The sequence below is a fragment of the Nocardioides panzhihuensis genome (genome assembly GCF_013408335.1).
In the GTDB taxonomy this organism is placed as follows: domain Bacteria; phylum Actinomycetota; class Actinomycetes; order Propionibacteriales; family Nocardioidaceae; genus Nocardioides; species Nocardioides panzhihuensis.
This window is the reverse complement of the sequence record NZ_JACBZR010000001.1, coordinates 2,075,143-2,097,040: the sequence shown is the minus strand read 5'-3', so window position 1 is coordinate 2,097,040 and position 21,898 is coordinate 2,075,143. Positions and strand designations below refer to the sequence as shown.

The window sequence follows — 21,898 nt, the reverse complement described above, 5'->3', positions numbered from 1 at the left end:
GGCCGCGGATCTGAGAGACTCGGCCGATGCCCCGCACCGACACCATGCGCCTTCGTCCGCTGTCACCGGGTGACGAACACGTCTTCGCCGACTGGGCACAGGACGAGGAGTTCCGGATCGCCAACGGCTGGCCGGAGCGCGACCGCGACGGTCACCTCCGCCACTGGCGCCGGCTGATCGACGCGCCGCCGCCCGAGCTCATCAGGCTCGCCGTGGAGCTCGACGAGGAGGTCGTCGGCTACGCCGACCTCCATGGCCTCGCCCCCGACACCCGCGAGCTCGGCATCGCCATCGGCCCGAGCTCGCGCTGGGGCCAGGGCCTCGGCCAGCGGGCCATCAAGACCGCCCTCACCTACGGCTTCTCCGTCCTCGACCTGAGCCGGATCTGGGCCGAGACCCACGAGACCAACGACCGCGCCAAGAAGCTCTTCAAGGCCACCGGCTTCATCGAGACCGGCCGCCACGGCACCGACACCTATCGGGGCGAGGAAGTCAGCCTCGTGCAGTACGCCGTCGAGCGGCCTTACTGAGACCCGCCGGAGCGGCCGGCTCTCGGTGGGTCAGTCGGCGATGCGTACCGGCTTCTCGTCCGGGTAGCCCTCGGGGAGCATCATGGTGCCGTCCTGGTGGCGGTAGAGGACCTGCCAGTGCCAGTAGAGGTCGTACGCAGCGGGCTCGCGTCTCATCTGCTCGGCGTAGGCGCTGACGGCGGCCACGTACCGGTCGGAGTGGTTGTAGGACCACAGGGCGCCGGACATGTCACCGGGGGCGCCGTTGTTGGCGAGCATGCGACCGGCGGCCATGATCGCGTCGCCGGGGTCGTTGATGTCGCCACCGGCGCCGTACTGGGCGAAGGTCGAGGGCAGGAACTGCATCGGGCCCTGCGCGCCCGCGGTGCTCGTGCCGCGGATGCGGCCCATCCGGGTCTCGACCAGATGGACGGCCGCCAGGTACTCCCACGGCGTCCCCGTCTCCTGCTGCGCCTTGCGGTAGAGCCGCCGCAGCTGGTCGGGCCTCGGCGGCGTCACGATCTTCCAGTCAGGCAGCTTCGGCTGCGCGTCGGTCATCACCATGAGCTCGCGCGCCGCGGCGATGTCCGCCTCCAGCTGGGCGCGGTCTGCTCGACCGAGCGCGCCCAGGACGTCGCCGGTCTCCGCCTCCGGACTCCGGGCGAGGTCGCGAGCGGCCGTCTGCTCGAACAGGGCGGCCTCGCGTACGTCCTCGGTCCCGGGGCTTCCGGAGGCGACCGTTGCCATCGCCTGGGTGACGCGCTCGGCCAGCGGCACCGACTCGTCGTCGAGAGGGATCGTCTTCGGGGGCGCAGGCGTCGTCGAGGGCTGGGCCAGCGACGACGCGGACGGACTGCGGCCAGGATCCGAGGACGGCTCGCTCCCGCAGCCGGCGACAAGCGCCGAAACGGCTGCGATGGCGGTCAGGGCGGCGAGCCGAATGCGCACGCACCCGACGCTACCCGAAGCCGGTGGCGCGTCCCAGAAGCTCCTAGGCGCTCGGCGCGATGCTCTGATCGATGATGGTGGCGAGCTCGGCCGGCTTGCTCAGCTGCGGCCAGTGTCCGGTGGGCAGGTCGACGTAGGTGACGTCGTTGTGCTTCGGGATGGCGGCGACCGACTCGGTGCCGTCTGCGACCCATTCCTTCAGGTCGGCGGCGGTGTACTCGGGGCAGACGAAGACCGCCGGCACCGAGTAGCGGCGTTCGTCGCCGAGCTCGAACGGCTCGGAGGTCAGGCTGGCGGGGGAGGGCCGCAGCAGCGCTTCGAAGGCGGCGCGGTCGAGGTCGCGTAGGTCGGCCTCGTCGAACTCCTCCCACGGCACCGGCGGCAGGTCGGCGCCGTCGGTCGGGAAGTTCTTGGCCGGGATCATGCCCGGCTCCGCCGGCCAGCCGCCGACGTAGACCACGGTCGCGACCTTGTCGACGCGGGCGTCCAGCGCTGCGCCGGCCACCGCGCAGCCCATCGAGTGCCCGACGAGGATCACCGGCTCAGCGGACTCGTCGATGGCGGCGACCACAGCGGCGACCTGGTCGGCGACGTGCACGCCGGAGCGGTCCGTCTCGGCCGACTCGAGGCCGGGCAGGGTGAGCGGTCGCGGCGTGCGACCGGCGGCGGTCAGATGGGGGACGACGAGGTCCCATGAGGAGGCGTCCAGCCAGAGGTCGGGTACGAGAACGATGTCCATGCGGTGATCCTGCACCTGGATGCGGACGATCCGCTTCCGCCACTCACTCGATTCCGACCTTGCCGGTTTTCGCGCAAAAGAACGGTGACCACCGCGGCTGCGGTGGTCACCATGCTGGACGCCCGAGACAGCTGACGTCAGTTCGGTTCAGCGAGCGCCGGCGCCCTCCAGTAGCTCCGCGACCTCGTGGGCGCGGCAGTCGCAGTCGGCGTCACACGGCAAGAAGCGATGACGTGCGTGGCCGCAGTCGCGGCACGGCATGTCGTGAGAAAGCGTGAAGCTTTGCACCTCAACGGTGTCCCACATAATTAATTCATCCCCCAGAGAATGGTGATTGGCCTATATCGGTGAATCTGTATCGGTGAACTGCCTGATATGTAACACGATAATCCTCAATTCCGGAAGGGCTGGGACAACACGCCGAGACGATGTTTTCCCTGGTCAGTCGACCGATATGCTTATTCGGTCGACCGATAGATAAACTCATAAGGGCCTGCTGTTGGTGCCGCGTAGACGTCCGCTTTACGGCGGGTAAGGGGGCGCTCTCGCGGTGTTGATGGAATGAGAACAGAACGCAGACCGGCGCTCGACCACCGACAAGGTGGTGTCAGCTCGACCACGGTTCCGGAGAGCAGAACACACAGAGGCGAAGGTCCCAGGTCGTCCAGCCGACTCGGGCTGGACACCGCTCGGGCCCGGGCGGCGGGAATCCTGCGGGTCTGTTGATAGTTCTACTACCTGTGAAGAACATCGGATTCTTGTCTTTCGGCCACTGGACACCGTCGCCCTACTCGCAGACTCAGTCGGCACGGGACGCGCTGATCCAGGGCATCGACCTCGCGGTCGCCGCCGAGGAGCTGGGTGTCGACGGCGCTTACTTCCGGGTCCATCACTTCGCTCGGCAGTACGCCTCGCCCTTCCCGCTGCTCTCCGCGATCGGCGCCCGCACCTCGAAGATCGAGATCGGCACCGGGGTTATCGACATGCGCTACGAGAACCCGCTCTACATGGCCGAGGACTCCGCGGCCGCCGACCTGATCTCCGGTGAACGCCTGCAGCTCGGGATCAGCCGAGGCTCACCCGAGCAGGTCATCGACGGGTGGCGCTACTTCGGCTACGACCCCGGCGAGAACGCCTCCGAGGCCGCCATGGCCCGTGCGCACACCGAGACCTATCTGAAGATCATCGAAGGAGCGCAGTTCGCCGAGCCCAACCCCCGGCCGATGTTCCCCAACCCGCCCGGAAAGCTCCGGGTCGAGCCTTACTCCGAGACCCTGCGTGACCGGATCTGGTGGGGATCGAGCTCGCTGGCGACCGCACGCTGGGCTGCCGGCCTCGGCCTGAACCTGCAGAGCTCGACCCTCAAGAACGACGAGAACGGCAAGCCGTTCCACATCCAGCAGCGGGAGCAGATCGAGGCGTACCGCGAAGCCTGGAAGGAGGCCGGTCACGTGCGGGAGCCGCGCGTGTCGGTCTCACGATCCATCTTCGCCCTGGTCAACGACGAGGACCGTGGCTACTTCGGCCTCGATCGGCAGACCAAGGACCAGATCGGCAACATCGACGACCAGACCCGCGCCATCTTCGGGCGCTCGTACGCCGCCGAGCCCGACGTCCTGGTCGAGGAGCTGGCCGAGGACGAGGCGATCCAGGCCGCCGACACGCTGCTGCTCACCGTCCCGAACCAGCTCGGCGTCGACTACAACGCACATGTGCTGGAGAGCATCCTGACCCACGTCGCCCCTGCGCTCGGTTGGCGATAGCGAGGTTCGGGCCGCTCGACCTCCGGGTCACAATAGGGCGCATAATCGTTGTCAACCGCCCAGCATGGATGCGCAATTGCTACCGTGCAGGGCGACCGATATTCAAAGGGGACCCTGTTGGCTACGTACGCTGAGCTGCTCGACGTCTATCTTCGCGACCCCGACCCGGAGTCGCTGAGAGCCTTGCGCGAGGCGATCCTCGAGGCTCCCAACTTCCGGCCCGATCTCGAGATCACCGAGATGATCGCCCCGATGATGTCGGTCGGCGACTACGCCGGCGCGGTCGCCGCAGTCCACGGACTGATGCCCGGCGCGATCTTCAGCCCCTCGGCCCACGCCGCACTCGCCGACGCCCAGCGTGGCCTCGGCAACCCCGAGCAGGCTCAGCGCGAGTCGATCCTGGCGCAAGCGGCCCTCGACAGCATCATCAGCACCGGCGACGGCACCGAGTCCGACCCGTGGTCGGTGCTTCGCACCAGCGACGCCTACGACGTCGTGCTGGCCTCGGGCAAGACACCGCGTTCACAGGTCGCTGTCGGCAACCTGGACCGGATCGTGTGCACCGACTCGACGGTCTGGTTCTTCGAGATCACCACCGAACTCGCCAGGAGCTGACGACGGTGCCCAGGTCGGTGCTGATCACCGGCGCGGCCGCCGGCATCGGCCGTGCGACCGCGCTGCGCTTCGCCCGTGAGGGGTGGCTGGTCGGCGCCTATGACGTCGACCTCGACGGCTTGGCGTCCCTGGCCACCGAGGTCGAGGTGCTGAGCGGGGACGTGGTCACCGGCCCCCTGGACGTCCGTGAAGCGGCGTCCTGGCGGGACGCCCTGGATGGCTTCGTCGCCGTGAGCGGGGGCAGCCTCGACGTACTCGTGAACAACGCCGGGATCATCTCGATCGGCAGGTTCGCCGACGTGCCGTTGGACCGGCAGCAGGCGATCATCGACGTCAACCTCAAGGGCCTCGTCAACGGTTGCCACCTGGCGCGCCCGTTCCTGCGTCGCGGCTCCCACGTCGTCAACCTCGCCTCGGCCTCGGCGATCTACGGCCAGCCGGGGATGGCGATCTACTCCGCCACCAAGTTCGCCGTACGCGGCCTCTCCGAGGCTCTCGACCTGGAATGGTCCGCGGACGGGATCACCGTGACGGCCCTGTGGCCGCTCTTCACCGACACCTCGATGGTGTGGGGCCACGACTTCCCAGCGCTGCGGCGGCTCAAGGTCTCGCTCACCGCCGACGACGTCGCCGAGTCTGTCTATGCGGCCGCAACCAGCGCCCACGGTCTCCTCGGTGGCGTCCACCGAGGAGTCGGCACCAAGGCCAGGGTCCTCATGGGCATCTCCGAAGTCAGCCCGAGCTGGGCCAACCGGCTCTTCAATCGGCTGATCTCAACCTGATCCTGCCCGGCCGAATCGGTAGTGGTCGGCACGGCGGGTTCTGAATGTTCACCGGGTCGTTGCCGGTAGGGACGGCGCGCGTCGGCTTCCTGACGGGGCCGGCGCGCACCCTCGGAAGCATGATGAGTCGCATCTTGCGGATTCTGCTCGCCGGGACGGTCGCCCTCGTCTTCGCCGCCGCGGCGTTGGCCGCGCCGGCGGCGGCCGAGGGGCTGAGGGCGTCCGACCAGGGTCAGGTCGGGTTCGACCGTCGCGAGGTGGCGCCCGAGGACGCGCGGCCGGGTGGCGGTGCGGATCCGTTCGAGACCGGTGTGGTGATCGTGCTCAACACGCTGCTCCTCGGTGGGCTCGTGGGCGGTGTCCTCTGGGGTCGACGGCGCCTCGGCGGCGCCGGCCGTTCGCTCCCGCGAATGACCGCATAGCGAGATTCACGTCTCACTTTGCGGGATTCCCCGCGTAGAGTCGGCGCATGTCGACCTACACCCACGGCCATCACGAGTCGGTCCTGCGCTCGCACAGGTGGCGTACGGCGGAGAATTCCGCTGCCTACCTGCTGCCGCACCTGGAGCCTGAGCAGCGGCTGCTCGACGTCGGCGCCGGACCGGGGACGATCACGCTCGACCTCGCCGGCCGGGTCGCACGGGTGACCGCCACCGAGATCGGGGAGGCGGAGATCGAGCTCTCCCGGCAGGCCGCCGAGAGCGGGGGAGCGACGAACGTCGACTTCCGGGTCGAGGACGTGCACGCGTTGAGCATCGAGAACGATGCCTACGACGTCGTCCACGCCCATCAGGTGCTGCAGCACGTGGCAGACCCGGTGCAGGCGCTGCGGGAGATGAGGCGGGTGACGAGGCCGGGCGGGATCGTGGCCGTGCGCGACAGCGACTACGCGGGATTCGTCTGGTGGCCGGAGTCGACCGAGCTGACCGAGTGGCTGCGGCTCTACCGCGACGCTGCGAGAGCCAACGGCGGCGAGCCCGACGCCGGGCGGCGGCTGGTCTCCTGGGCGCGTGCGGCCGGATTCGCCGACATCACCGCGACCTCGAGCACCTGGTGCTTCGCCGACCCCGAGGACCGGGCCTGGTGGGGCGGCATGTGGGCGGACCGGTTCACCGACTCGGCGGTCGCCCGCCAGCTTGTCGACTCCGGAGACGCCACAACCGCCGACCTCGCCCGGATTGCGGACGGGTGGCGGTCGTGGGCGGCTGCCGAGGACGGCTGGTTCTCCGTCCTCCACGGCGAGATCCTGGCTCGCGCCTGAGGAGCGAGCCCGAGCCTCAGCCCGGCCTCAGCGCCGCAGGATCCGGGCCGAGAGCGTGTTGCCGAGGAGCTGGATGACCTGCACCAGCCCGACCAGGATGAGCACACAGACCCAGGTCACGGCCGGGTCGTACTGGCGGTAGCCGAAGGTCTGGGCGAAGCTGCCCAGGCCACCGCCGGCGATGAGACCGGCGACCGCGGACATGTCGACGACCGCGACGAAGGCGAAGGTGTAGCCGAGGATCACCGGCGCCATCGCCTCGGGCACGACCACCGTCGCGGCGATCCGGGCACGCGTGGCGCCCATCGCGCGAGCGGCCTCGATGACGCCGGGCGGGACGGAGACGAGATTCTGCTCGACGATCCGGGCGATGCCGAACATGGCAGCCAGGACCAGGGAGAAGACGACCGCGGGCGTGCCGATGCCGGTGCCGACGATCAGTCGTGCGGCCGGCTGGACGGCGGCGATGAAGATGATGAACGGGATGGGCCGGAAGAAGTTGACCAGCACGTTGAGGACGAACGAGACGATCACGTTCTCGTAGAGCCCGCCCTTGCGGGTCAGGTAGAGCCCCAGCCCGAGGATGAGGCCCAGGCTGCCGCCGATCAGCATCGTCAGCGCGACCATGAGCAGGGTCTCGCCGGTGGCCTGCCAGATGTCGGGCCACAGCTCGCCGAGGCGGGTGTCGGTGGGGAGAGCGGTCAGCATCACAGCTCCTTGGCGGGGACGAGGGCAGCCAGCTCACGTACGGCCTCGTCGACAGAGGTGGCGGGGCCGTCGAGGGAGAGGGTGAGGTTGCCGAAGGTGGCGCCCTGGATCTCCTCGATGCCGCCGAAGACGAGCTCGAAGGCGATCCCGCGCTCGTGGAGCACCGCGAAGATGTCGGTCTGGCGAGGGCCACCCTCGCGCAGCTCGACCTTCACGAACCGGCCGGGATGGCGAGAGCGCAGCGCGGCCAGCGCGTCGGTGGATGGCTCGTCGTCGACGACGGTGCCGACGAAGCGCCGGGTCACCGGCTGCTGCGGAGCCGAGAAGACGTCGTAGACCGGCCCGGACTCGACGATCCGGCCGCTCTCCATGACCGCGACGTGGTCGGCGAGCTCACGCACGACCTCCATCTCGTGGGTGATGGCCACGATGGTGGTGCCGAACTCCTCGTTGACCCGCTTCAGGAGCCGGAGCACCTCGTGGGTGGTCTCCGGGTCGAGCGCGCTGGTGGCCTCGTCGGCCAGCAGGAGCGAGGGGTTGGTGGTGAGCGCGCGGGCGATGCCGACGCGCTGCTTCTGTCCGCCCGAGAGGTTGCGCGGGTAGGTGTGGGCCTTGTCGGGGAGCCCGACGAAGTGGAGCAGCTCGGAGATCCGGCGCTGCTGCTCGGCCTTGGCGACGCCGGCGATCTGCAGCGGGTAGGCCAGGTTTCCCCAGACCGTACGCGACTCGAAGAGGTTGAACTGCTGGAAGATCATCCCGATGCCCAACCGGATCGGCCGCAGCTGCCGCTCACGCAGACCGACCAGCTCGGTGCCGCCCACCTGGATGGAGCCCGCGGTGGCCGGCTCGAGTCCGTTGAGCAGCCGGACCAGGGTGGACTTGCCGGCTCCCGAGTAGCCGACGATCGCCTGGACATCGCCGGCGGCGATGTCCAGGTCGACGTCGACCACGGCGTGTACCTCGTTGCGGCCCTTCGCCGCGGGGTAGGTCTTGGTGACGTCGCGGAGCCGCACCAGCGGCACCGCGCCGGTTCCCTGGTGCGTCACTGACGCCCCTTGACCTGCTTCTCGGTGTCATCGAGCGACTTCTGCAGGTCCTCGACCGGGATCTTCACCATCTCGGCGGTGTCACCGGAGGTCTCGTAGACCCCCTTCTGCACGTCCTCGTTGTTCTGGAAGATCTCGACGAGCTTCTTGTACGTCGGGTTGTCCTTGTCCTCGGTGCGTACGGCGAAGATGTTGACGTAGGGGAGCGCCTTCGGGTCAGAGGGGTCGTCGGTCACCAACGCGTCCTCGAACTTCAGGCCGGCGTCCTCGACGAAGTCGTTGTTGATGATCGCCGCAGCGACGTCGGGAAGCGAGGAGGCGGTGATCGAGGCCTGGACCGCCTTGATCTTCACCTTGGAGGAGGGGTCGACCTCCTTGACGGTGCTGAACGGGGTGCCGCCGTCGGTCAGCTTGATCAGACCCTCGGACTGGAGCAGGACCAGACCACGGGCCTGGTTGGTCTCGTCGTCGGGCACGATCACGGTCTCGCCGGCCTTGATCTCATCGAGGCTCTTGTACTTCGAGGAGTAGAGCCCCAGTGGATAGGTCGCGGTGGAGCCGAGCGCCACCAGGTCGTCGTCGTTCTGGACGTTGTAGTCGGCCAGGAAAATGATGTGCTGGAACTGGTTGAGGTCCAGCTCGCCCTCGGACAGTGCCGGGTTGGGCTGGTTGTAGTCGCTGAAGTTCTTGACCACGAGGTCGATGCCCTCCTCGCGAGCGGCATCCTGGAAGGTCTCCCAGTAGGGATCGTCGGCACCGACGACGCCGATGGTGACCTTGGTGAGGTCGCTGCCGGAGTCGTCGTCACGGGTGAGGAAGAACGCGAGGCCGCCGATCACAAGCGCGGCGACGACGATCCCGATGATCAGCGGGAGCTTTGACTTGGGAGCCTCGATGAGCGGGGTGGGCTCGGGCGTGCTGGAGGACACGGGTGGGAACCTCTTCTGGCGTTGAGAGTGCTTGGGCAACGTGGTTGTTGTCCACCAACACAGTAGACTTAACGAGCATCACACTCGCTCGCGCGACCACACCCCGAGATCATGTCATCGACATGCCTCGAGGTGTGTTAGGTGCCGTTCACGCCAGGTCGCGGCGTCTCATCACCACCACTGCGGCGATGGCCGCGACCAGGACGTACGCGGTGACGGTGACCAGCGCCCGCTCACCCGAGATCGCGTCCAGGACTCCCGGGGTTCCGTTGGGTCCGCCGATGATCGCTCCGGCGAGGGACCCGCCCGCGGTGCCGGGGAGCGCCTCGGTGACGGTCCCGACCCCGGAGAGCAGGCTGCCCACGCCACGGAGCAGGTTCTCGACCACCAGCGACCAGACCAGGCCGAGGCCGACGGCGAGGGCGGGCCCCTTGACGAGCACCCCGACCAGGAACCCGAGCAGCGCCCACATCTCCAGCATCAGGAACCCGGCGCCGAACGACTGCGCCAGATCGGTCAGGGCCGGCATGGTGATCGACTGGCCCTCGGCCGCCGCGATCGCGACCGAGACCCCCGTGCACAGAACCAGCGTCGCCGTCATCATCACGAGCACGAACACGGTCACCGCGGCCAGCGAGCCGCCGACGGCGGCGGATCGGCTCGGACCCTGGGTGAAGACGGTCTTCCAGGTGCCCCACCCGAACCCGTTGCCTGCGACCAGGGCGCCGACGACCATCGCCAGAGCGCCGCCGAACATCGGCAGCCCGCTGATGATGACGTCCGGGATCGCGCTCGGCATCACCTCTGCGAGCAGCTGGGCGCTGGTCGCGCCGTCTTCGGCGAAGTTCTCATCACCCGTCTTGTAGGCGACGTAGTTGAAGACGTACCCGAAAGAGAGGGTCAGCGCCTGACCGGCGCCGATGATCACCCAGATCGCCGACCACTTGCGCAGGCGCAGGAGCTCCGCGCGGGTGCTGTTCAGGAACGCGGTCATGACACGAGCTCCTCTCCGGCGCCGGTGCTGGTCATCTCGAAGAAGGCGTCCTCCAAGGAACGCTCCGCGACGGTGACCTCGTGGACGTCGACGGACCGGGAGACCAGATGACGTACGACGTCCGGTGCTGCCGAGGCCGGAAGATCAACCTCGAGCCACTCGTTGCCGACGCGGCGTACACCTTCGTCACCGGCCATCCGCATGACGACCGCCAGCGCGGTGTCCTCGGGCGTGGCCCGGATCCGCAGAGTCGCCCCGCCGCGCAGCTCGGCCACCGTGGACTCCCGCAGGAGCCGGCCCTGGTCGATGACGCCGACGCGGTCGCAGATCTCCTGCACCTCGGCGAGGAGGTGGCTGGAGAGGAGCACGGTCTGACCGGCTGCGGCCAAGGAGACGACCAGTGCTCGCATGTCGGCCATCCCGGCCGGGTCGAGGCCGTTGGTGGGCTCGTCCAGCACCAGGAGGTCGGGGGAGCCGAGCATCGCCGCCGCGACCCCGAGCCGCTGCTTCATCCCGAGCGAGTAGCCCTTGAAGGCATCGCGCGAACGCGAGCTCAGATCGACCATCTCGAGCACCCGATCGACCTCGGCGTCCGGAAGCCCCTGGTAGCGCGCCATCGTGCGCAGGTTGTCGCGGCCGTTCAGGTAGGGGTAGAAGCCAGGGCCTTCGATCAGCGCGCCGATCCTGGCCGTGACCTCGGGCCGCCCGGCGGGCCGGCCCAGGACGCTGGCGGATCCGGCGGTGGGCCGGATCAGGCCGAGCATCATCCGCAAGGTGGTCGTCTTCCCGGCCCCGTTGGGGCCGAGGAAGCCGTACACCTCTCCACGCTTGACGGTCATGCTGACCCGGTCGACGGCAAGCCGGTCGCCGTAACGTTTGGTCAGCCCGTCGGTCTCAACCACGAGTTCGTTCATGGCGACCACGCTCCCGCAGCGGGGCCGTGGTGGCGTCGCCCTCAGCGACGACCTGGGTTACGCAGATCTGCGTAGTGGGTTGCCCCACGATGTCGTACGCCTCGGGCGCCCGCGCGAACTACGGTGTGTCCATGTCCTGGCTACGTCGTCACCCGCTGCCGTGGCTGGTCGTGGTGTTCGTGGTGGTCGGATCGCTGGCCACCGCCTCGCGGAGCGGTGCCGGCGGTTCGACGTTCCTGGTCGCCGTGCTCGCCCTGGTGGCGATCTTCCCCGTGCTGCTGCACCAGCACCGCGGCTGGGTCGTCGCGGTCAGCGGGCTGTGCGTCGGGGCCTACTTCATCGCCGGCTACGGTCCCGGGCCGATCTTCTTCGTGCTGCCCGCCGTCACCTTCGCGGTCGCGCTGTCGCTGCCGTTGCGTCGCTGGGTCGGCTGGGCGGTCGGGGGCACCGCGCTCGCTGTCGCCGGGATGATGCTGAACCCCGACCGGCCCGGATCAGGGTCGCAGGTCGGACAGGGGCCGCCGTGGTGGTCCGAGGGTGCGGGCGGCCACGGCCCGAGCCTCGAGAGCGACCTGTCGATCTGGCAGGCCATCGGCCAGGTCGCGATCATCGCCGCCTGCGGTGCGATCGCGACCGCGCTGCGAGCGCGTAACGAGGCCCGGGCCCAACGGCAGCGCCGGGCGGTCAGCGACGAACGGGTGCGGATGGCCGCGGACCTGCACGACGGGGTCGGACACGGCCTGGCCGTGATCGCGATGCAGGCCGGCGCCGCGCTGCACGTGCTCGACCGCGACCCCGAGGCGGCCCGCCGAAACCTGGAGGCGATCCGGGCAGAGAGCAAGGAGTCGCTCGACCTGCTGCGCAGGCAGCTGGCCCGGCTGACCGACGCGGCGCCCGACGCCGGATCGGCGCCACGGGCGCCGGAGCACGGGCTCGCCGACCTGCCCGCACTGGTCGAGCGGGTGCGCACCGGCGGCCTGGAGGTCTCGCTACGGCTCGAGGCCGAGTCGGTGCCGGCGGAGGCGGCACGGGCTGCGTACGCCGTGGTCCAGGAGGGGCTCACCAACGTGCTGCGGCATGCGGAAGCATCGCGGGCCGAGGTCTCGGTCCTATCGGTCTCGGCGACCGAGCTGGTGGTGACCGTGCGTGACGACGGGCGGGGATCGGACATTTCCAGCGTTGAGAAAGGCTCAGGGATGGGAATTGTGGGAATGCGGTCGCGCGTGGAGGAACTTGGGGGCACCCTGGATGCGGGGCCGGAGGTACGGGGCTTCCGGCTGCGGGCTTCGATTCCGCTTTCTGGGTCCTCAGCGGATTCGGCGGAGGGGCTGGCATGAGCACTGCTGATCAGAAGAAGATCAGGGTTGCTCTGGTCGATGACCAGCCCCTCGTCCGGATGGGTCTGGCGACCATGATCGGCGCCGAGCCCGACCTGGAGGTCGTCGGCGAGGCCTCGGACGGGAGCGCGGCGCTGCCGATGCTGCGGCGCACCCACCCCGACGTCGTCCTGTGCGACATCCGGATGCCGGTCCTCGACGGCCTCGGGATGCTCGAGCAGGTGACCCGCGACTCCTCGCTCCAGGACGTACGGGTGGTGATGCTGACGACCTTCGAGCTCGACGAGTACGTCTTCGAGGCGCTGCGTCTGGGAGCGAGCGGGTTCCTGCTCAAGGATGCCGAGCCGGTCGCGCTGCTGGATGCGATCCGGGTCGTCGCCGACGGTGGCTCGTTGCTCGCGCCGACGGTGACGAAGCGGGTGATCGAGGAGTTCGGCTCCTCCCGTCGGGCGGCGAACCCGCATCCGCGGCTCGGCGACCTGACCGAGCGTGAGCGGGAGATGGTCGCCTGGGTGGCCACCGGTCGCTCCAACGCCGAGATCGCCGCCGAGCTGGTGGTAAGTCCCGATACCGTCCGCACGCACGTCTCGCGGGCGATGGTGAAGCTGCATGCTCGCGACCGCGCCCAGCTCGTCGTCTTCGCGATCGAGTCTGGTCTGAGGGTCTAGAGGTCGAGATCTAGGCGGCCAGCGGGACGCTGCCGGGCATGATGACCGGGGCGCACGAGCAGGTGTCGCTGCAGGCGAGGTAGGTGTGCACCTCGTGGCCGCACCGCTGGCACGGCAGGAAGTGCGACACCGGGAAGCTGCGTACGTTGGTGTTCTCGGGGTTCTGAGCTGTATCCCACATGACTTTCTCCTATCCGTGTCTGTTGTTCCTTCACCTGTTCCACGAGTGTGGGCGCCCGAATTCGACACTTCTGCTTCAACCCGCGGCAGATTCATCAAAATGGGATGATCGACAGCGTGACCAGCAAGCCCAATGGCGGGCAGAGCCAGGAGCAGCGGCTTCGCGACCTGAAGCTGCTGCGGCGGGTGAAGGACCGGATCGACAGGGAGTACGCGCGGCCGCTGGACGTGGAGGCGCTGGCCCGTGGCGTGCACATGTCGTCGGGCCACCTGAGCCGGGAGTTCAAGAAGGCATACGGCGAGCCGCCCTACTCCTACCTGATGACCCGCCGCGTCGAGCGGGCGATGACCCTGCTGCGGCGCGGCGACCTCAGCGTCACCGACATCTGCTTCGAGGTCGGGTTCTCCTCTCTGGGCACGTTCTCGACGCGGTTCAGCGAGCTCGTCGGGATGTCGCCGAGCACCTACCGCGACAAGGCCGTCGCCGGCGAGGCCGGTCTCCCGCCGTGCGTCGCCAAGCAGGTCACCCGACCGATCAGACGGACATCGATCAGGAATAGAGAAGCAAAGGTGCCTGACCCCTACCTACCGTGAGGGTCATGGACATCAGCATTCACGTCACTTTCCTTCCGCACACCGACCCCGAGGCATCGCTGGCCTTCTACCGCGACACTCTCGGCTTCGAGCTGCGCAAGGACGTCGGCTACGAGAACATGCGCTGGCTCACGCTCGGCCCGGTCGGGCGTGCTGACTCCAACATCGTTCTGTATCCGCCGAACGCCGACCCCGCCGTCACCGAGGAGGAGAGCAAGGTCGTCCTCGAGATGATGGCGAAGGGCACCTACGCCTCGATCATGCTCGCCACGCCGGACCTGGATGCGGTCTTCGCACAGATCCAGGGATCGCTGGACAAGAGCGGCGCCGAGGTCATGCAGGAGCCGACCGACCAGGACTGGGGCCAGCGCGACTGCGCGTTCCGGGACCCGGCCGGCAACACCGTCCGCATGCAGCAGGTCAAGTAGTCGAGTCATGTGCAGCGCAGGTTTCATGCCGCCGCCGGACGCTCGTGACCAGGAGAAGACCGATGACACAGACAGAGACGAAGAAGCCCGGTACGCCGGGGAAACTCTCCCGCTGGATGCAGCACCGCGCCAACGCGCGGCTGATCCGCAAGGTGCGTAAGGGGAAGGGCAAGTTCTGGGGCATGGATGTCCTCGTGCTGCACACCGTGGGCAGGCGCAGCGGCGAGCCTCGGGAGACGCCGCTGGCGTGGTTCGACGACGGCGCCGGCGGGCGGGTCGTCGTCGCCTCGGGCGGCGGCGCGCATCACCCGGACTGGCACGCCAACCTGTTCGGGAAACCCGACCAGGCGGCGTACGAGCTTCCGGGTGGTGAGCCGGTCCGCGCCGTCCCCGAGCGCCTCGAGGGCACGGAGCGCGAGCGGGTCTGGCAGGTCGTGGCGGAGAAGTCGCCGCAGATCGCGAAATACCAGGCCAAGTCCGACCGGGTCTACCCGCTGATCCGTCTGCTGCCGCGGTGAGACGGGTGGGACACGACGAATCCGGAGGCGCACCTGCCGGGTCACGATCTAGCCTGAACGGCATGAGCGAGCAAAGTGCTGACAACCACGACCTGATCCGCGTCCAAGGGGCCAGGCAGAACAACCTGAAGGACGTCTCGGTCGAGATCCCCAAGCGCCGGCTCTCGGTGTTCACCGGGGTGTCGGGCTCCGGGAAGTCGTCGCTGGTCTTCGGCACGATCGCGGCGGAGTCGCGACGCCTCATCGACGAGACCTATTCGACCTTCATCCAGGGGTTCATGCCCAGCCTCCCGCGGCCCGAGGTGGACGCGATGGAAGGGCTGACGACCGCCATCCTGGTCGACCAGGAGCGGCTCGGCGCCAACCCCCGCTCGACGCTGGGCACGGTGACCGACGGCCACGCGATGCTGCGCCAGCTCTTCTCCCGGTTGGGGACGCCTCACATCGGCGGCCCGACCGCGTTCTCGTTCAACATCCCGACCACGAAGGTCGGCGGCGTCTCGGTCACGGAGTCCGGCAAGAAGAACGTCATCAAGCAGGAGACCTACCTCGGCGGCATGTGCCCGGCGTGCGACGGCCGTGGCGTCGCCTCAGACCTCGACCTCGGCGCCATCGTCGATGAGTCCAAGTCGCTCAACGAGGGCGCCATCCTCGTGCCCGGCTACAAGCCCGACGGCTGGATGGTGAAGGGATTCTCCGAGACGGGGCTGCTCGACGGGGACAAGCCGATCCGCGACTACACCGAGACCGAGCGTCACGACTTCCTCTACAAGGAGAAGGGGAAGATCAAGGCGCTCGGGATGAACATGACCTACCAGGGCCTCATCCCCAAGCTGCGCGAGTCGGTCTTCAGCAAGGATCCCGAGCAGCTGCAGCCGCACATCAAGGCGTTCGTGGAACGTGCCGCCGTCTTCGCACCGTGCCCGACCTGCGAGGGCACCCGGCTCAACGAGTCGGCTCGCTCCTCGAAGGTCAGAGGCATCGACATCGCCGAGGTCTGTGCCATGCAGATCACCGACCTCGCCGAGTGGCTGCGCGGCATCGATGAGCCGGGCGTCGCGCCGCTGATCGGCTCACTGCTCCACCTGTGCGACTCGATGACCGAGATCGGCCTCGGCTATCTCTCCTTCGACCGGCCCTCGGGCACCCTGAGCGGTGGTGAGGCGCAGCGTACGAAGATGGTCCGCCACCTGGGTTCGGCGTTGACCGACGTGACCTATGTCTTCGACGAGCCGACCGTCGGTCTGCACCCGCACGACATCCAGCGGATGAACAAGCTGCTCCTCGACCTGCGCGACAAGGGCAACACCGTCCTGGTCGTCGAGCACAAGCCGGAGACCATCGCGATCGCCGACCGCATCGTCGACCTCGGTCCGGGCGCCGGCAGCGACGGCGGCACGATCTGCTTCGAGGGCACCTACGAGGAGCTCGCCGTCGCCGACACGCTGACCGGGCGCCACCTCGGTCACCGCGCCTCGGTGAAGGAGACGGTGCGCGAGCCGAAGGGGTATCTGGAGATCCGCGGGGCGACCTCGCACAACCTCCGTAACGTCGACGTGGACGTGCCGCTCGGCGTGCTGACGGTCGTCACCGGTGTCGCCGGGTCGGGGAAGTCGTCGCTGATCCACGGCTCCATCCCTCCTGGCACCGAGGTCGAGTTCGTCGACCAGAGCGCGATCAAGGGGTCGCGCCGCAGCAACCCGGCGACGTACACCGGTCTTCTCGAGCCCATCCGGAAGGCGTTCGCCAAGGCGAATGATGTCAAGCCGGCGCTCTTCTCGGCCAACTCCGAGGGCGCCTGCCCGACCTGCAAGGGCAACGGGATGATCTACACCGAGCTCGGCTTCATGGAGACTGTCGCGTCGCCGTGCGAGGACTGCGGTGGCAAGCGGTTCCAGCCGCTGGTGCTCGAATACCGCCTGGGCGGGCTCAACATCGCCGAGGTGCTCGACCTGTCCGTCGCGAAGGCGCTCGCGTTCTTCTCCGAGGGGGAGTCGAAGGTGCCCCCCGCGGCCAAGATCCTGGAGCGGATGTCCGACGTCGGCCTCGGCTATCTCAAGCTGGGCCAGCCGCTCAACACCCTCTCCGGTGGCGAGCGGCAGCGGATCAAGCTGGCCATGCACCTGGGGGACAAGGGCGGGACGTACGTCCTGGACGAGCCGACCACCGGCCTCCACCTGGCCGACGTCGACAACCTGCTCGCGCTGCTGGACAAGCTGGTCGATGCCGGCAAGTCGGTGATCGTGATCGAGCACCACCAGGCCGTCATGGCCCATGCCGACTGGATCATCGACCTCGGCCCGGGCGCCGGTCACGACGGCGGGCTGGTCGTCTTCGAAGGCACGCCGGCCGAGCTCGTCGCGAAGAAGTCGACGCTGACCGGCGAGCACCTGGCGGCGTACGTCGGGGCTTGACGCTGGACCGGAAGCGGGCGTAGCGCCTCAAGTGGCGGGAATCACGCCTGTTTGCGGGCATCTGAATGCGGTCGAGGTAGAGGGTCACATCTAGTGTGAATTGGTTGCAGTATCAATCAAGGAGCACCCGAGATGACCCTCTACCTTCCCGAGCACAGGCAGACCCCGCCGGTGGAGATCGCTCGCGTGCCGGCGCGACCGGCGCCGGTCTGGCCGCGCGGACTGGTGGCCACGGCCATCGCCGCGGTCGCCACGACCCTGACCGCGGTGATCGCCAAGACGGCAGGTGTCGACTTCGGCAGCAGCCTCGGCGACGTACCCATCTCGGCGTTCCCGCTGCTGACCGTCTGCTGCTCGCTGATCGGCATCATCATCGCCGAGGTGACGATCCGGGTCGCCAAGCTGCCCCGCTCGACGTTCCAGATCACTGCCATCGTGCTCACCGGGCTCTCCCTGGTCCCCGACGTGCTGCCGTTCTTCGAGTTCGACCTGGCCTTCGTCGGTGTCCTGTGCCTGACGCACATCCTCGCCGCCGCGATCGTGGTCCCGATGATCGCGCTGCGGATGGAGGAGCGCCGCGGCCTCGGGCTGCGCGCTCCTGCCCATCGCCGATAGCGGAAGCCCTCCGTCCTGATTCGGTGCCATGGTGGTGCCATGACATTCGCTTTCCAGGTCACCTTCGACGCGCACGACCCACGCGCGCTCTCCACGTTCTGGCGTGACGTCCTCGGCTACGTCCACCCAGGCCCGCCGGGGGTCGAGGTCCCCCAGGGCAGCGATCCCCTGGACGCGTGGGACGAGTTCCTCGCTCGTGTCGGGGTGCCTGCAGACGAACGCAACAACGCTTCGGCCATCGAGGATCCCGCAGGCACCGGTCCGCGCGTCTTCTTCCAGCGGGTGCCGGAGTCCAAGACCGCCAAGAACCGCGTCCACCTCGACGTCCGGGCTGCTCCAGGGCTGCAGGGGGAGGAGCGGATGGCCGCACTCGAGGCGGAGTGCGAGCGCGTCGTCGCGCTCGGCGCCACCCGCGTGCGCCGTTTCGAGCCCGACCCGCCGATGAGCCACGGCTTCATCGTCATGCAGGACCCCGAGGGAAACGAGTGGTGCCTCGACTGAGCGGTTCCCTATCCTCACGGCATGTTGATCAGACCAGTCGCTCTCGATGATGCCGAGGCGTTGACCGACCTCCACCTCGATGTGTGGGAGGAGGCGTACACCGGTCTGATCCCGGACGAGATCCTCATCGAACGACGCTCTCAGCGGTCGGCGAGGGTCGACCGGTGGCGTACGAACATCCAGACTGGCCGGTTCTCCAGCGTGGTGGCCGAGGGGGAGGAGCCGGGCCGGTTGCTGGGGTTCGCCAGCGCCGGGACCGCTCGCGACGATGCTCCAGGGTTGCCAACGCTGGAGCTCACCGCCCTCTACGTCCGAGCAGAGAGATACGGGACCGGCCTCGGCCACGCGCTGCTCGAGAAGACGATCGGGTCATCGGCGGCGTACCTGTGGGTCCTGGACGGCAACCAGCGCGCCACGGCGTTCTACGAGCGCCAGGGGTTCCGGTTCGACGGCGAGACCAAGGTCGACCCGGTCGGCATCGAGCGCCGCATGGTTCGCGGCTGAGGGACGCGCCTCGGGTGTGAAGGAACAGCTTCCTTCACACCGAGCGCGGCCGCCGGGCGAGCAGGGTCGAGTCGTCGATGTCGACCTCGACGCCGTCACGGACGACGGAGCGGGGGCGCTGCTCGACGACGACCGGCTCGAATCCCTCGGGAAGGCCGGGAAGCAGGTCCTCGGCCAGGAACATCGCGTCATGGTGGCTGTGGTGCGCGAAGACCACCGAGGGCGCGTGGCCGACGATCAGGAGATGGCCACCGGGTGCGACCGCGGTGGCCAGCCGGCCGGCGACCTCGACCATGCTCCCGTCCGGCGTGTGCAGGAAATGGCACGTGACCAGGTCGAACTTCCGGCCTTCCGCATCGAAGGTGCGGGCATCGACCTGCCACCAGGACGTACGATCCGCGACGCCGGCGTCCTCGGCGTGGCGAGCCGCACGCTCCAGGCCCTTCGCGGAGAAGTCGGCGCCGGTGACCGTCCAGCCCTGCTGTGCGAGCCAGATGACGTCGCCGCCCTCGCCGCAGCCGACGTCGAGCGCCGTGCCCGGTGCCAGCGCGGACACCTCGGCCACGAGCTGCGGGTTCGGGTTGCCGCTCCAGACCTTCTCCTCTCCGGCGTAGCGCTCCTCCCACGACTCCGGCTCGAACATCCTGCGTCCCTCGTCATCGCTCATGGCACCAAACTACGCACCTACGACGCACTGCGGTGTGCATCTGAGGGCGGTCGCCTCGGTCGGCGATACTCTCACCCATGCACGCTCTCGTACGCCGCCCCTCGCCCCGCCTCGCCGACGGCCTCGTCACCCACATCGAGCGGAGCCCGGTCGACATCGACCTCGCTCACCAGCAGTGGGAGGCGTACGTAGCCGCGATGGGTGCCGCCGGCTGGATCATCCACGAGGTCGACCAGGCCGACGACTGCCCGGACTCCGTCTTCGTCGAGGACACGATGGTCGTCTTCGCAGATCTGGCCGTGATCAGCCGGCCGGGTGCGCTGGAACGGCGCCCCGAGATCGGTGCCGCCGAGGACGCCGTCCGCGCACGTGGCTACCGGATCGCCCACATCGAGGCACCCGGGACACTCGACGGCGGGGACGTGCTCAAGCACGAGAACACCGTGTGGGTGGGGGAGGGCGGGCGTACGAACGCCGACGGCATCGCCCAGCTCCGCGCACTGCTCGCCCCGTTGGGCGCCGAGGTCGTCGCCGTCCCGGTCTCGAAGGTGCTCCATCTCAAGTCGGCCGTCACAGCACTGCCCGACGGCACCGTGATCGGCCACGAGCCGCTGGTCGACGACCCGAGCATGTGGGGAGCCCGGTTCCTGCCGGTCCCGGAGGAATCGGGCTCCCACGTGGTCGTCCTCGATGACGACACGCTGCTGATGGCCGCCTCGGCGCCGCTGAGCAGAGCGATGTTCGAGGAGCGTGGCTACGTGGTCATGGCGGTCGACATCTCCGAGTTCGAGAAGCTCGAAGGCTGCGTCACCTGCCTGTCCGTGCGGCTACGAGCAGCTCAGGGCTGACTCGGCAGGGTCGCACAGTTGGAGCTGCCGGCGACGCCCTTGAACCGGTCGGTGATCCAGCTGACCGCAGCGGTCTGGTCGACGAGCAGCGGCGTGATGTGGTTGGTGATCAGCCCGTCGCCCAGATTGGGCAGGACGACCGCCTTGTAGGTCACCTGGGCGCCCTGACCGCACCAGTCGACGGCCAGCTGGCGGGCCTGCTCGTGCGGAACGATGTCGTCCTCGGTGCCGGTGGCCAGGCGTACGGGGATTCGCGGTGCGATGGTCCCGATCTTCTGCTCGGCGATGATCGCCTCCACCGTGGGCTCGCGCTCGATGACGTCGTCGAGGCTCTCCCCGGAGACCGTCCAGCTGCTGCTCCGACGGAACGGGTAGCGGACGATGCCGTCGGCGACGCAGGCCGTCGAGAGATCCTCGAGCGCCGCCTTGCCGGTCTGGTTGAGGTTCTCGTCCAGGATCGGCCGCAGCTCCGGGTTGGACTGCGCCAGACCGTTGATCGTCCAACCCAGCGCTGCCACCAGGGCGGAGCCGTCGATACCTCGAGCCGTCGCCCGCAGATCGGCCGGCGGCGCGCCGACGTAGGCGCCGACGAGGTTGACGTCGGGAGCGTACGTCGGGTGGAGCTCGGCGGCCGACCCGGTCGCGCCGCCACCCTGGCTGTAGCCGTAGAGCGCCACCCGCGACGCGCTCGTCACCGACGTATCCGGAATCTGACGCGCCGCCCGTGCGGCGTCCAGTACGGCGTGGCCGCCGTCGACCCGGTCGACATAGGTGTGGAGCCGGTCGGTGGCGCCCAGCCCGACGTAGTCGGTCACCATCACCGCGACGCCGCGCGCCAGCAGGCGGTAGATCCCGATGTCCTCGTACCCCACCGAGACGGTCCTGCCGTTGAAGAAGATCGGTCGTTCGAGTCCGAGCGAGGCCGAGCACTGGTCGCCCTGGCCCATGGTGCCTGGCGCGACGACGACCAAGGGGCGATCGCCCGTGCCGCCCCAGGCAGCGAACGGCTCGATATAGGCGCCGGTGACCGCGGCCGGGGCGCCGTTGTTGTCGGTGGTCTTGTACATGACCCGGGTCGCGGTTCCCGGCAGCGATCCGATGCCCGGGATCGTGAGACCGATGCCGAGGGGGAGTGGCTCGGTCCGGACGAGGTCACCGTCGGACTCCGGGAGGGTCGCCGGCGGGTTGTAGAACTCGGGGATCTCGACTCCGCGGGAGACGACGGTCGTGCTGTTGTCGGCAGCATTGGCAGCGGCGGCAGCCGGGACGGCCAGGGTGGTCAGTGCGGCTGGGGAGACCGCGGCGACGGCCAGAGCGGTGGCCAGCATCGCCCTCGATGTGTGCAGAGGCATGGGGGAACTCTCCTCACTCAGCGGGACTCCTCGGTCCCGGGTTACTGAAGAGTAATGTGAGCCC

At 68.7% G+C, this 21,898-nt stretch carries 26 protein-coding genes; 16 read left to right on the top strand and 10 right to left on the bottom strand.

Translation table 11 applies throughout. The features are described 5' to 3' along the window. Positions 1 to 26: 26 nt before the first annotated feature. Positions 27 to 530 (top strand): GNAT family N-acetyltransferase, encoded by a 504-nt coding sequence (locus tag BJ988_RS09935; protein WP_179657842.1) that lies wholly within the window; start codon positions 27 to 29, stop codon positions 528 to 530. A gap of 30 nt (positions 531 to 560) precedes the next feature. On the opposite strand, the gene BJ988_RS31295 is transcribed toward BJ988_RS09935, so the two are convergent. Both BJ988_RS31295 and BJ988_RS09925 read right to left on the bottom strand, forming a co-directional pair. Next, a complete protein-coding gene (locus BJ988_RS31295) occupies positions 561 to 1,457 on the bottom strand; it encodes a transglycosylase SLT domain-containing protein (RefSeq protein WP_179657841.1) in 897 nt (298 codons plus the stop codon). A gap of 43 nt (positions 1,458 to 1,500) precedes the next feature. Continuing rightward, on the bottom strand, positions 1,501 to 2,196 hold the full coding sequence (locus BJ988_RS09925; protein ID WP_179657840.1) for an alpha/beta fold hydrolase: 696 nt from the start codon (positions 2,194 to 2,196) through the stop codon (positions 1,501 to 1,503). A gap of 758 nt (positions 2,197 to 2,954) precedes the next feature. Here BJ988_RS09925 and BJ988_RS09920 point away from each other — a divergent pair. The 5 genes from BJ988_RS09920 to BJ988_RS09900 all read left to right on the top strand — a co-directional run bounded on the left by BJ988_RS09920 (position 2,955) and on the right by BJ988_RS09900 (position 6,617). After that, entirely contained in the window at positions 2,955 to 3,959 is a 1,005-nt protein-coding gene (locus tag BJ988_RS09920) for an LLM class flavin-dependent oxidoreductase (protein ID WP_246321453.1), read from the top strand. A gap of 117 nt (positions 3,960 to 4,076) precedes the next feature. After that, positions 4,077 to 4,574: a DUF4919 domain-containing protein gene (locus BJ988_RS09915; RefSeq protein WP_179657838.1), complete on the top strand. Its 498-nt coding sequence runs from the start codon at positions 4,077 to 4,079 to the stop codon at positions 4,572 to 4,574. A gap of 5 nt (positions 4,575 to 4,579) precedes the next feature. Continuing rightward, positions 4,580 to 5,356 (top strand): SDR family oxidoreductase, encoded by a 777-nt coding sequence (locus BJ988_RS09910; protein WP_218860722.1) that lies wholly within the window; start codon positions 4,580 to 4,582, stop codon positions 5,354 to 5,356. A gap of 119 nt (positions 5,357 to 5,475) precedes the next feature. Further along, positions 5,476 to 5,778, top strand: coding sequence for a hypothetical protein (locus BJ988_RS09905; protein WP_179657837.1), 303 nt, complete (start codon positions 5,476 to 5,478; stop codon positions 5,776 to 5,778). A 47-nt stretch (positions 5,779 to 5,825) separates the two neighbouring features. Continuing rightward, a complete protein-coding gene (locus tag BJ988_RS09900; protein WP_179657836.1) occupies positions 5,826 to 6,617 on the top strand; it encodes a class I SAM-dependent methyltransferase in 792 nt (263 codons plus the stop codon). 27 nt (positions 6,618 to 6,644) lie between these two features. Here BJ988_RS09900 and BJ988_RS09895 read toward each other — a convergent pair whose 3' ends face one another. The 5 genes from BJ988_RS09895 to BJ988_RS09875 all read right to left on the bottom strand — a co-directional run bounded on the left by BJ988_RS09895 (position 6,645) and on the right by BJ988_RS09875 (position 11,208). Further along, complete coding sequence (locus BJ988_RS09895; RefSeq protein ID WP_179657835.1) at positions 6,645 to 7,325, bottom strand: methionine ABC transporter permease; 681 nt, start codon at positions 7,323 to 7,325, stop codon at positions 6,645 to 6,647. Beyond that, complete coding sequence (locus tag BJ988_RS09890; protein ID WP_179657834.1) at positions 7,325 to 8,371, bottom strand: ATP-binding cassette domain-containing protein; 1,047 nt, start codon at positions 8,369 to 8,371, stop codon at positions 7,325 to 7,327. Before BJ988_RS09890 ends, BJ988_RS09895 begins: the two co-directional genes overlap by 1 nt. Beyond that, positions 8,368 to 9,300, bottom strand: a complete 933-nt coding sequence (locus BJ988_RS09885; protein ID WP_179657833.1) for a MetQ/NlpA family ABC transporter substrate-binding protein — start codon at positions 9,298 to 9,300, stop codon at positions 8,368 to 8,370. Before BJ988_RS09885 ends, BJ988_RS09890 begins: the two co-directional genes overlap by 4 nt. A 148-nt stretch (positions 9,301 to 9,448) precedes the next feature. Beyond that, complete coding sequence (locus BJ988_RS09880) at positions 9,449 to 10,294, bottom strand: ABC transporter permease (protein WP_179657832.1); 846 nt, start codon at positions 10,292 to 10,294, stop codon at positions 9,449 to 9,451. Continuing rightward, positions 10,291 to 11,208 carry an ABC transporter ATP-binding protein gene (locus BJ988_RS09875; RefSeq protein WP_179657831.1) on the bottom strand — a complete coding sequence of 306 codons (918 nt, stop codon included), beginning with the start codon at positions 11,206 to 11,208 and terminating at the stop codon, positions 10,291 to 10,293. The genes BJ988_RS09880 and BJ988_RS09875 overlap by 4 nt, the downstream gene beginning before the upstream one ends. A 131-nt stretch (positions 11,209 to 11,339) precedes the next feature. Between BJ988_RS09875 and BJ988_RS09870 the strand changes: the two genes are divergently transcribed. Then, the gene (locus tag BJ988_RS09870; protein ID WP_179657830.1) at positions 11,340 to 12,545 is read left to right on the top strand and encodes a sensor histidine kinase; all 1,206 of its coding nucleotides are present in this window, start codon (positions 11,340 to 11,342) and stop codon (positions 12,543 to 12,545) included. Continuing rightward, on the top strand, positions 12,542 to 13,213 hold the full coding sequence (locus tag BJ988_RS09865; protein WP_179657829.1) for a response regulator: 672 nt from the start codon (positions 12,542 to 12,544) through the stop codon (positions 13,211 to 13,213). The genes BJ988_RS09870 and BJ988_RS09865 overlap by 4 nt, the downstream gene beginning before the upstream one ends. Positions 13,214 to 13,223: 10 nt before the next feature. On the opposite strand, the gene BJ988_RS09860 is transcribed toward BJ988_RS09865, so the two are convergent. Beyond that, positions 13,224 to 13,394 (bottom strand): hypothetical protein, encoded by a 171-nt coding sequence (locus BJ988_RS09860; RefSeq protein ID WP_179657828.1) that lies wholly within the window; start codon positions 13,392 to 13,394, stop codon positions 13,224 to 13,226. A gap of 116 nt (positions 13,395 to 13,510) precedes the next feature. Here BJ988_RS09860 and BJ988_RS09855 point away from each other — a divergent pair, with 116 nt between their 5' ends. The 7 genes from BJ988_RS09855 to BJ988_RS09825 all read left to right on the top strand — a co-directional run bounded on the left by BJ988_RS09855 (position 13,511) and on the right by BJ988_RS09825 (position 18,967). Continuing rightward, entirely contained in the window at positions 13,511 to 13,987 is a 477-nt protein-coding gene (locus BJ988_RS09855) for a helix-turn-helix transcriptional regulator (RefSeq protein WP_343051552.1), read from the top strand. A 5-nt stretch (positions 13,988 to 13,992) separates the two neighbouring features. Then, positions 13,993 to 14,415 (top strand): VOC family protein, encoded by a 423-nt coding sequence (locus tag BJ988_RS09850; protein WP_179657826.1) that lies wholly within the window; start codon positions 13,993 to 13,995, stop codon positions 14,413 to 14,415. 62 nt (positions 14,416 to 14,477) lie between these two features. Continuing rightward, on the top strand, positions 14,478 to 14,933 hold the full coding sequence (locus BJ988_RS09845) for a nitroreductase family deazaflavin-dependent oxidoreductase (protein ID WP_179657825.1): 456 nt from the start codon (positions 14,478 to 14,480) through the stop codon (positions 14,931 to 14,933). Between the two features lie 62 nt (positions 14,934 to 14,995). Next, positions 14,996 to 17,347: an ATP-binding cassette domain-containing protein gene (locus BJ988_RS09840; protein WP_179657824.1), complete on the top strand. Its 2,352-nt coding sequence runs from the start codon at positions 14,996 to 14,998 to the stop codon at positions 17,345 to 17,347. A 132-nt stretch (positions 17,348 to 17,479) separates the two neighbouring features. Continuing rightward, the gene (locus BJ988_RS09835; RefSeq protein WP_218860718.1) at positions 17,480 to 17,962 is read left to right on the top strand and encodes a DUF6069 family protein; all 483 of its coding nucleotides are present in this window, start codon (positions 17,480 to 17,482) and stop codon (positions 17,960 to 17,962) included. A 39-nt stretch (positions 17,963 to 18,001) separates the two neighbouring features. Continuing rightward, complete coding sequence (locus BJ988_RS09830; RefSeq protein WP_179657823.1) at positions 18,002 to 18,463, top strand: VOC family protein; 462 nt, start codon at positions 18,002 to 18,004, stop codon at positions 18,461 to 18,463. Between the two features lie 21 nt (positions 18,464 to 18,484). Then, the gene (locus tag BJ988_RS09825; protein ID WP_179657822.1) at positions 18,485 to 18,967 is read left to right on the top strand and encodes a GNAT family N-acetyltransferase; all 483 of its coding nucleotides are present in this window, start codon (positions 18,485 to 18,487) and stop codon (positions 18,965 to 18,967) included. Positions 18,968 to 19,001: 34 nt separating this feature from the next. On the opposite strand, the gene BJ988_RS09820 is transcribed toward BJ988_RS09825, so the two are convergent. Then, entirely contained in the window at positions 19,002 to 19,634 is a 633-nt protein-coding gene (locus tag BJ988_RS09820) for a class I SAM-dependent methyltransferase (protein WP_179657821.1), read from the bottom strand. Between the two features lie 77 nt (positions 19,635 to 19,711). Between BJ988_RS09820 and ddaH the strand changes: the two genes are divergently transcribed. Further along, a complete protein-coding gene (gene ddaH / locus BJ988_RS09815) occupies positions 19,712 to 20,482 on the top strand; it encodes a dimethylargininase (protein WP_179657820.1) in 771 nt (256 codons plus the stop codon). On the opposite strand, the gene BJ988_RS09810 is transcribed toward ddaH, so the two are convergent. After that, positions 20,473 to 21,834: a lipase family protein gene (locus tag BJ988_RS09810; protein WP_218860717.1), complete on the bottom strand. Its 1,362-nt coding sequence runs from the start codon at positions 21,832 to 21,834 to the stop codon at positions 20,473 to 20,475. The two genes, ddaH and BJ988_RS09810, sit on opposite strands and share 10 nt — an antisense overlap. Positions 21,835 to 21,898 lie beyond the last annotated feature (64 nt).

Excerpts from the sequence above, each read along its gene's own strand:
- BJ988_RS09880 (WP_179657832.1), bottom strand. The coding sequence starts at position 10,294 with ATGACCGCGTTCCTGAACAGCACCCGCGCGGAGCTCCTGCGCCTGCGC.
- BJ988_RS09875 (WP_179657831.1), bottom strand. The coding sequence starts at position 11,208 with ATGAACGAACTCGTGGTTGAGACCGACGGGCTGACCAAACGTTACGGC.
- BJ988_RS09905 (WP_179657837.1), top strand. The coding sequence starts at position 5,476 with ATGATGAGTCGCATCTTGCGGATTCTGCTCGCCGGGACGGTCGCCCTC.
- BJ988_RS09935 (WP_179657842.1), top strand. The coding sequence starts at position 27 with ATGCCCCGCACCGACACCATGCGCCTTCGTCCGCTGTCACCGGGTGAC.
- BJ988_RS09870 (WP_179657830.1), top strand. The coding sequence starts at position 11,340 with ATGTCCTGGCTACGTCGTCACCCGCTGCCGTGGCTGGTCGTGGTGTTC.
- BJ988_RS09830 (WP_179657823.1), top strand. The coding sequence starts at position 18,002 with ATGACATTCGCTTTCCAGGTCACCTTCGACGCGCACGACCCACGCGCG.
- BJ988_RS09895 (WP_179657835.1), bottom strand. The coding sequence starts at position 7,325 with ATGCTGACCGCTCTCCCCACCGACACCCGCCTCGGCGAGCTGTGGCCC.
- BJ988_RS09860 (WP_179657828.1), bottom strand. The coding sequence starts at position 13,394 with ATGTGGGATACAGCTCAGAACCCCGAGAACACCAACGTACGCAGCTTC.
- BJ988_RS09825 (WP_179657822.1), top strand. The coding sequence starts at position 18,485 with ATGTTGATCAGACCAGTCGCTCTCGATGATGCCGAGGCGTTGACCGAC.
- BJ988_RS09925 (WP_179657840.1), bottom strand. The coding sequence starts at position 2,196 with ATGGACATCGTTCTCGTACCCGACCTCTGGCTGGACGCCTCCTCATGG.
- BJ988_RS09835 (WP_218860718.1), top strand. The coding sequence starts at position 17,480 with ATGACCCTCTACCTTCCCGAGCACAGGCAGACCCCGCCGGTGGAGATC.
- BJ988_RS09865 (WP_179657829.1), top strand. The coding sequence starts at position 12,542 with ATGAGCACTGCTGATCAGAAGAAGATCAGGGTTGCTCTGGTCGATGAC.
- BJ988_RS09845 (WP_179657825.1), top strand. The coding sequence starts at position 14,478 with ATGACACAGACAGAGACGAAGAAGCCCGGTACGCCGGGGAAACTCTCC.
- BJ988_RS09810 (WP_218860717.1), bottom strand. The coding sequence starts at position 21,834 with ATGCCTCTGCACACATCGAGGGCGATGCTGGCCACCGCTCTGGCCGTC.
- BJ988_RS09840 (WP_179657824.1), top strand. The coding sequence starts at position 14,996 with ATGAGCGAGCAAAGTGCTGACAACCACGACCTGATCCGCGTCCAAGGG.
- ddaH (WP_179657820.1), top strand. The coding sequence starts at position 19,712 with ATGCACGCTCTCGTACGCCGCCCCTCGCCCCGCCTCGCCGACGGCCTC.
- BJ988_RS09850 (WP_179657826.1), top strand. The coding sequence starts at position 13,993 with ATGGACATCAGCATTCACGTCACTTTCCTTCCGCACACCGACCCCGAG.
- BJ988_RS09900 (WP_179657836.1), top strand. The coding sequence starts at position 5,826 with ATGTCGACCTACACCCACGGCCATCACGAGTCGGTCCTGCGCTCGCAC.
- BJ988_RS09820 (WP_179657821.1), bottom strand. The coding sequence starts at position 19,634 with ATGAGCGATGACGAGGGACGCAGGATGTTCGAGCCGGAGTCGTGGGAG.